Origin of the sequence: Affinundibacterium baiyunense, assembly GCF_018139645.1 — a bacterium.
GTDB classification, from domain to species: domain Bacteria; phylum Pseudomonadota; class Gammaproteobacteria; order Burkholderiales; family Burkholderiaceae_D; genus Undibacterium; species Undibacterium baiyunense.
This window is the reverse complement of record NZ_JAGSPM010000017.1, coordinates 33,979-42,133: the sequence shown is the minus strand read 5'-3', so window position 1 is coordinate 42,133 and position 8,155 is coordinate 33,979. Positions and strand designations below refer to the sequence as shown.

The 8,155-nt window shown below is 46.2% G+C and carries 8 protein-coding genes; 6 read left to right on the top strand and 2 right to left on the bottom strand.

What is annotated here, in order from left to right:
* A partial coding sequence (locus KDM92_RS17950; RefSeq protein WP_212683795.1) for an IS3 family transposase occupies positions 1-90 on the top strand: 90 nt, incomplete at its 5' end.
* A gap of 120 nt (positions 91-210) precedes the next feature.
* Here the strand turns inward: KDM92_RS17950 and ald are convergent.
* Positions 211-1,326 carry an alanine dehydrogenase gene (ald, locus tag KDM92_RS17945; protein WP_212685733.1) on the bottom strand — a complete coding sequence of 372 codons (1,116 nt, stop codon included), beginning with the start codon at positions 1,324-1,326 and terminating at the stop codon, positions 211-213.
* 460 nt (positions 1,327-1,786) lie between these two features.
* On the opposite strand from ald, the gene KDM92_RS17940 reads away from it, so the two are divergent.
* Positions 1,787-2,314, top strand: coding sequence for a hypothetical protein (locus tag KDM92_RS17940; RefSeq protein WP_212685732.1), 528 nt, complete (start codon positions 1,787-1,789; stop codon positions 2,312-2,314).
* A 30-nt stretch (positions 2,315-2,344) separates the two neighbouring features.
* Here the strand turns inward: KDM92_RS17940 and KDM92_RS17935 are convergent, their stop codons facing one another.
* Positions 2,345-2,788, bottom strand: a complete 444-nt coding sequence (locus tag KDM92_RS17935) for an Lrp/AsnC family transcriptional regulator (protein ID WP_189347651.1) — start codon at positions 2,786-2,788, stop codon at positions 2,345-2,347.
* A gap of 198 nt (positions 2,789-2,986) precedes the next feature.
* On the opposite strand from KDM92_RS17935, the gene KDM92_RS17930 reads away from it, so the two are divergent.
* The 4 genes from KDM92_RS17930 to kamD all read left to right on the top strand — a co-directional run bounded on the left by KDM92_RS17930 (position 2,987) and on the right by kamD (position 8,145).
* Positions 2,987-4,168 (top strand): KamA family radical SAM protein, encoded by a 1,182-nt coding sequence (locus KDM92_RS17930; RefSeq protein ID WP_212685731.1) that lies wholly within the window; start codon positions 2,987-2,989, stop codon positions 4,166-4,168.
* 242 nt (positions 4,169-4,410) lie between these two features.
* Positions 4,411-5,457, top strand: coding sequence for an L-erythro-3,5-diaminohexanoate dehydrogenase (kdd, locus tag KDM92_RS17925; protein ID WP_212685730.1), 1,047 nt, complete (start codon positions 4,411-4,413; stop codon positions 5,455-5,457).
* A 31-nt stretch (positions 5,458-5,488) separates the two neighbouring features.
* Positions 5,489-6,598 carry a lysine 5,6-aminomutase reactivase subunit KamB gene (gene kamB, locus KDM92_RS17920; RefSeq protein ID WP_212685729.1) on the top strand — a complete coding sequence of 370 codons (1,110 nt, stop codon included), beginning with the start codon at positions 5,489-5,491 and terminating at the stop codon, positions 6,596-6,598.
* Positions 6,595-8,145, top strand: coding sequence for a lysine 5,6-aminomutase subunit alpha (kamD, locus tag KDM92_RS17915; protein WP_212685728.1), 1,551 nt, complete (start codon positions 6,595-6,597; stop codon positions 8,143-8,145). The genes kamB and kamD overlap by 4 nt, the downstream gene beginning before the upstream one ends.
* The last annotated feature ends 10 nt before the right edge of the window (positions 8,146-8,155 follow it).

Genomic DNA, 8,155 nt, shown 5'->3' with positions numbered 1-8,155 from the left:
TACATTCACTACTATAATCATGAGCGAATCAAACTAAAACTAAAAGGGCTGAGTCCTGTTCAATACAGAAATCAGCCCTCCTATGCATAACTAACAAACTGTCCAACTATTTGGGGTCACTTCATCTTCGCTGGCTTTTTTTGTTCACTGCAAATCGTATGCATCAAATCAAATGTGACAAATCATATATACCAAAACGACTTAGTTCAATTAATTAAGCACACTTTCTGCCGCTACATATGGATAGCCTAGATCATGTGCAACAGCTGCATAAGTAACTTTGCCTTCGCACACATTTAAACCGTTACGCAAATGTATGTCGTCGCGTAATGCTTGTTTCCAACCTTTACTAGCGAGAGCGATCGCATGTCCGACGGTTGCATTGTTTAACGCGAATGTTGAAGTACGAGCAACCGCGCCTGGCATATTCGCTACGCAGTAATGTATGACGCCATCAACAACATAAGTCGGCTCTGCATGCGTTGTGGCGTGAGAGGTTTCAAAACAACCACCTTGATCAATTGCCACATCAACGACGACCGCGCCTTTTTTCATGCGGGAAATTAAATTACGGCTGACCAATTTTGGTGCTGCCGCGCCGGGAACTAATACGCCACCAATCACGAGGTCAGCAGACAAAACTGCTTCTTCTATGGATTGAGCATTGGAGTACACAGTCGAAATACGATTGCCATAGACCAAGTCTAATTGACGCAGGCGATCAATACTCTTGTCTAACACGGTGACGCGTGCGCCCGTGCCAACTGCCATTTGCATCGCATTGGTGCCTACTACGCCCGCACCAATAATCACGATATGTGCAGGCGCTACACCTGGTACGCCACCCAACAGCAAGCCCATGCCACCTTTGGATTTTTCTAGATGTGCCGCGCCTGCTTGGATAGACATGCGACCTGCCACTTCGCTCATTGGCGCAAGCAAAGGTAAACCGCCATTGGCACCAGTAATCGTTTCGTAGGCGATACAAATCGCGCCTGATTTTACTAAGGCTGCGGTTTGTTCTGGATCTGGCGCAAGGTGCAGGTAGGTGTACAAAATTTGTCCGGGGCGCAACATGGCGCACTCAATCGCTTGTGGTTCTTTGACTTTTACAATCATCTCGGCGCGTTCAAAAATCTCTTTAGCTGTTTCGACTAGTTCCGCACCGACCGCAACATATTGTTCATCACTTAAGCCAATCTCACCACCAGCATTTTTTTGCACGAGGACTTTGTGGCCGCGTGAAGTTAATTCACGCACTGAGGATGGGGTCATGCCTACACGATATTCGTGGTTTTTAATTTCTTTAGGTACGCCAACAATCATGATGTCTCTTTCTATCTATTTTGGAGTGTTTAAGTTGGGAGCGATTTACTTGGTGCTAGTAAATCGCATTTCTCGACGATAAGAACGTTGGGAGATTTACTCGCCAACGTTCTGTTTTTTTTGTTGTATTTGACTAGATGGGTAATCAGCCGAGGTCGATTATGGCATTGGAAAAAACTAGCATTTCACTAATGGAAATAAAAATTTAAATTTTGCTGATGTGTGGCAATTGTGCGTGTGCACAATGTATTGAATTCCTTACAAATGGCCAGAATTTGTCCGAATTTCCTGACAGTTTGCACTTGCAGCACGCGGCTGTTTCTCTGATTTTCTTCTTGTGGTGCCTAACACGTGACTGCGATAGAGATGGTCTAAGTTAGCAAGTGAAGCATTTGCCATATCCAATGCGCTCAAGCTAACATGCCGGGAATTAAATATTTATTTTTATAGGAATTAAATTATGTCAAATAGGAATTTCCTGCTCACCTTGTTAAAAATAGTGCTGACGCTGCCAGTTGCTTATGCACTGGTATATCCGTTTCTACATTCATCACAGAGAGTCGGCATACTGCAAGAGGTTGAAACGCTAGGCGTCTACGGCAGTGTCGCCTTGGGTTCAGTCTTTTTGATTTTTGTCTTCTTCTATTGCAGGGATTTGTCCCGAACACTGTCTTTAGTAAGCCCAAATGCACGCGTCGCTCAAGCCCGGAGTGTTTGGTTGATGTTTCTCATCCCTTACAACTTTATTGAAGATTTTTTTATCATCGCGAATGTGGCGGCTTCTTTGCGAAATGAGGCAGCGCAAAATCCCGCTTTGCAGTCACTCACGCATTTTGGTTTGGCCTCTGGAATAGGCTGGTGTGCAGCGCAGATAGTTTCCTTGTGGCCAAGTGAAATCGGTTCATTCGCGAGCTTGATCGCAATTGTTTTATGGATTGTGCATTGGCGCTTTATACGACAAGTGAATCGTTTGCTGGCTAATCCTTAGCTTGCTATTTCACGCCTTTATTTAGGTGCATTAAGCCGGTCTATCCAATTTTGTCGACAATAAAATCGTCGAAAAGGTATCCACCACGCCTTTAATCAAGCGAATCTTATCAATGACCGCATCGAGTTCATGTGTCGATTCTGTGGACAGCATTGCGCATAAATCGTAACGGCCTGACACCGTGTATAGCTTGATGATCTCATGTCGTTTGGTCAGTGCGCGCATGATCTCAGGTTCGTGTTGCGATTCAATCGAAATTAACACCATCGCTTGAATGCTAGGTCGAGATCGATTCACTGAAATGTCGACTGTATAACCACTAATAATGCCGCGGTCTTCTAGCGATTTGAGGCGCAGTTGTGCTGTGCTGCGGGCGCAACCTAGCGCTTTTGCCATCGCAACGATGGGAAGCCTTGCGTTCACTTTGAGCAGGTCGATAATTTGTTGATCTAAGGCATCTAGTACTTGTGACATAGTGGGATTCTTGGTGGTTTCAGGCATTTTGTTTGAATATCATACATTATGACTGATTTTTGCTGTTTCATTAAGTCACTTTGTGCGTTTGTGATGGCACAACTCCTCTTTACACTCTCTCCCTATCGCCCGTAGGGGTATTTATTTCAGCTTGTTTGCATTTTTGCGAACTTTCGCCATATCAACGAGAGAGACATCATGGACCAAAAAGTCGAATTTAATCCTATCAAGAAATTACTGACACGCGAAGAATTAGACGCTTATGATCCAGAGTCAGAATCTTGGCAAAAGCAATTCACGCGTCGTTATTCTCACCATTCTGAATTGATGGGCGTGTTGAATAATGTGGAAGACGTGGATAACACCGTCTATAAAAAATTTGCGGTAGCGATCACGCCTTACATGGCGAAATTGATGGACAAAGATGATCCAAATTGTCCTATCCGCTTGCAATACATGCCTTCGCACCATGAACAAACTATTCCTGGCTTCGCGACTTCTTTGGATCAATTGGGTGAAGAGGGCGACACCATTCCTGGTACTAGTGTGGTGCATCGTTATCCACGTCGCGTGTTGTTTTTGGTTTCCAATACTTGCGCAACTTTGTGCCGTTTCTGCACACGTAAACGTATGGTGTCGCAGCCTGATGGTTCCGTTGCGAAAGATGAAATCGAAGCATCGATTGACTACATCGCTAGCAATCCAGAAATTGAAGACGTCTTGTTGTCTGGCGGTGATCCGCTGACATTTACCGATGAGCGCTTGGACTATATCCTCGGCGAAATTCGTCGTCGCGCACCGCATGTTCGCTTCTTGCGTATGGGGTCCCGCATGGTCGTGCAATTGCCAACACGCGTCACACCAGAGTTGTGTGCGGTATTGGAAAAGCATCGCGTACAAATGATCAATATCCATATCGGTCATCCAAAAGAAATCACACCTTTGCTGCGTCAACGAGTCAAGATGATACAAAAAGCCGGCATCATGATGGGCTTGCAAACAGTTTGTTTGAAAGGCGTGAATGATGACGTGATGGTGATGCGTGATCTTTTCATGCAAACCATTGAAATGGGCGTACGTCCTTACTATGTCTACTCCACCGACATGGTGGAAGGTGCACATCATTTCATCGTGCCACATCATCGTATGATTGAATTGTATGAAGGCCTGCGCGGTTGGATCAGTGGTCCAGCAGTACCAACATTCGTGGTAGATGGTTTGGGTGGTTTGGGTAAATTGCCTATCATTCCGACTTATGTACGTGAAGAAGAATTGCCAGACGGTAGCGGCACCACAGTCAAGTGCCGTAACTACAAAGGCATGACAATTGATATGCCTGGCTTGGGTCATAACTTTAGTTTGCCTACGCGTAGTAACTAATCTGCGTAACAGAGTTACCTAACTTAGTAGCTTCTGTTTGAAAGCCCTTCTCCCGCAAGCGGGAGAAGGGTGGGGATGAGGGGCGTTCAGTAAGGAATGTTGGACATTAATTGAATGAACCGTGGTTTTGGGTTCTTTTAAATTATGCAGCGACTTCAATCACCCTCACCCTAACCCTCTCCCGCTTGCGGGAGAGGGGACATTAGCGGCGATCATCTACCTAACTATCCCATCTTCTCATCATGACATTCACAACACCAAGCTCCCCATACGGAATTCACCGCGTCATCGAACCACAAGGCGTCTTGCCACAAGGCGCGTGGAAGATCGATAACACGATGGAGATCACCGACAACGAAATCCTGATCGACGTCTCCGCTTTAAATATCGACGCCGCCAGCTTTACGCAAATCAAACAAGAAGCGAATGGCGATGAAGCCAAAGTGGCAGAAATCGTCAAAGGCATTGTTGAAAAACGCGGTAAACATCACAATCCGGTGACCGGTTCTGGCGGTATGTTGATCGGAACGATCTTGGAAATTGGTTCATCTTTAGCCGGCAAGATTGACTTAAAAGTAGGCGACAAAATTGCTACCTTGGTCTCCTTGTCATTGACACCTTTGCGCATTGATGAAATCGTCAAAATTCATATGCAAAAAGATCAGGTCGATATCAAAGGCAAAGCGATTTTGTTTGAAACCGGCTTGTACGCTAAGTTGCCAGATGATATCGATGAAAAAATGGCGCTCGCTATTTTGGATGTGGCTGGAGCGCCTGCGCAGACCGCACGTTTGGTGAAAGAAGGCGACACCGTTGTTGTTATCGGCGGTGGTGGCAAGTCTGGTACTTTGTGTGTGTACGAAGCGAAAAAACGCGCTGGTAAAAACGGCTGCGTGATCGGTGTCTCTCCATTTGAAAAAGACTGCAAACGCATGCAAGAATTGGGCTGGGCTGATCATACTCTGCAAGTTGATGCGACTAATGCTTTGGCCTTGATGGAAGCCGTAGCGAAAGTGACCAATGGCGCAATGGCAGATTTAGTCATCAATTGCGTGAATATTCAAAACACGGAAATGGGCAGTATTTTGTCCACTAAGCAGCACGGCAAAATTTATTTCTTTTCAATGGCAACTAGCTTCACCGCAGCTGCTTTAGGCGCTGAAGGTGTCGGTAAAGACGTGGAAATGATCGTTGGTAATGGTTACGCGACTGGTCATGCAGAACACTCTTTAGCCTTATTGCGCGAGAGTGAAAAACTGCGTCAGTTATTCACAGAACTCTACGTTTAATTTCGTTCTAGAATTTAGAAAGTTGTCGACGATGGAGTTCAAACATCCCACATTAAGTAATATCAAAACCAGTCCGCTCTGGCAGCGCATCCACGATAGTGGCATGCAAACCTTAGCGGTCATGGGTATGACAAAAAACACCGGCAAGACTGTCGCAATGAACCATGTGCTGGCGCAAGCAGCTGCAGCGCAAGTGGACATAGGCCTTACCTCCATCGGTCGTGATGGCGAAGACCGCGATCAAGTTTTTTTTAATCCTAAACCACCCATCATGGTGTGGCCAGGCAATCTCGTTGCCACCGCGCGTGAAACTTTGCAGCGTGCAAAAGTGCGTTGGAAATTAATTGACTCAACACAGATTGATAGCCCTATGGGGGAGATTTTGGTGGTCAAGGTGTTGGAATATGGCGAGATGGAAGTCGCTGGTGCATCGCGTGGCAGTGATCAACTAAAAGTCATCGCGCGCTTGCGTCAATGCGGTGCAAGTTTAGTGATTTTGGATGGTGCTTTAGGTCGCAGTCATCATGCTTCTCCAGCGATCGCCGATGGCGTGATTTTAGCGACTGGTGCTGCAATTGGTGGCGGTATTCAAGATGTGATCCGCAAAACACGTGATCGCCTTGGCATTCTTGGTATTAAACAAGCAGATGATCGTGTCAAAGCCCAATGTGAAGCGGTGTTTACACAAGGTGGCGTTGGTATTTGGGATCAAGATGGAAAGGTCCTCTTTTTAGAAGAAATTGCTACCCTCAATGCGGGTGCTAAGTTGATGGAATACATCGATGCCAAGCTTGGCACCATCGCCGTTAGCGGTGCTGTTGGGCGCAATTTGTGGCGCGCTTTAAGTAGCTTGGCGGAACGTCATCCAGCTTTGAACGTGGTTGTTGCAGATGGCACAAAATTATTTATAGAAAATACCGATTTATTGATCTTTCAAAAACTCGGTGCGAAATTAGTCGGGTATCGTGGCATTAACTTGACTGGGATTACCTTGAATCCATTTTCGCCCATGGGTGGCAGTTTTGAGGCTGCTGAGTTTTTGCAAGTCGCGAAAGCTGCTTTTGTTGGCTATGACGTTTGTGACGTCGTCCTCGAAGCAACTTCCAATGAAAAAATTAAAGAAACAGGAGAAGTAGCATGAGCCAATTAAAACTAGATCAGGCACAAATCGACCGCGCACGTGATTCCGCGCGTCGCATTGCACGTCAGGTGTTCGATGAAATGTCACAGTACACGACGACGACGGTAGAGCGCGCCACTTTGCGTTTGCTCGGCATCGATGGCATTGATGAAAACTATGTGCCTTTGCCCAACGTGGTGGTTGATCATTTACAAGCACAAAACTTATTGCAACATGGCGCCGCACCGATCGTGGTCGCCGCCATGCAAGAACACAATATGACGGCGCAAGCTGTGGCAGAAGCTGTGTCGAAAGGCACACTGACCTTGGCTTTACCAAAAGATGCCGATGCCGCGCGTAAAGCGACAGAAGCACAAGCTGCGATCATGTGTCAGCATATCGCTGGTCAACGTGCATTCCGCGCGAAGCAAATTGAGACGATGGGCGAAGCACCAACACCTTGGTTATATTTGATTGTTGCGACCGGCAATATCTATGAAGATGTGGTGCAAGCACGCGCCGCAGCAGAACAGGGCGCCGACATCATTGCAGTGATTCGCTCTACTGGTCAAAGTTTGCTCGACTACGTACCGTATGGCGCAACGACCGAAGGTTTCGGTGGTACTTACGCGACTCAAGAAAACTTCAAACTGATGCGCGCTGCTTTGGATGAAGTCGGTGAAAAACTTGGTCGCTATATTCGCTTGACTAACTATTGCTCAGGTTTGTGTATGCCAGAGATCGCGGCGATGGGCGCGATCGAACGTCTCGATATGATGCTCAATGATTCGATGTACGGCATCATCTTCCGCGACATCAATATGAAGCGTACTTTCATCGATCAATTCTTCTCACGCATGGTGAATGCCTATGCGGGCATTATCATCAACACCGGTGAGGACAATTATTTGACGACGGCAGATGCCTACGAAGCGGCACACACAGTCTTGGCATCTCAATTAATCAATGAACAGTTTGCGTATTTGTCTGGTTTGCAGCCAGATCAAATGGGTCTCGGTCATGCATTTGAAATTAATCCTGAATTAGAAAACGGCTTCTTGTGGGAAATGGCGCACGCGCAATTGGTGCGTCAAGTATTTCCAGATGCGTCATTGAAATACATGCCGCCAACCAAACACATGACAGGTAATATTTTTAAAGGTCAGGTTCAGGACACTTTATTTAACATCGTCAGTACCGTAACAAATCAAAATATTCATTTGCTCGGCATGATGACTGAGGCGATTCATACGCCATTTATTCAAGATCGTTTCTTGGCAATTCAAAATGCGAAGTATGTGTTCGGTACGATGAAAGATTTGAACTCAGAAATCGAATTTAAATCCGGTGGAAAGATCGAAACCCGCGCACAAGAAGTGTTGGCAGAGACAGAAAAAATTCTGGCAGAAATTGAAGCAATGGGTTTATCAGCCGCAATTGGCAAGGGCACTTTTGCCGAGATTTCACGCACCCCAACGGGCGGCAAAGGCTTGGCTGGCGTGATCAGCAAAGCAGCGGATTACTACAATCCTTTCCCACAATTGATGTTGCCAGCACAGACAGCGTAAGGAGAACAAT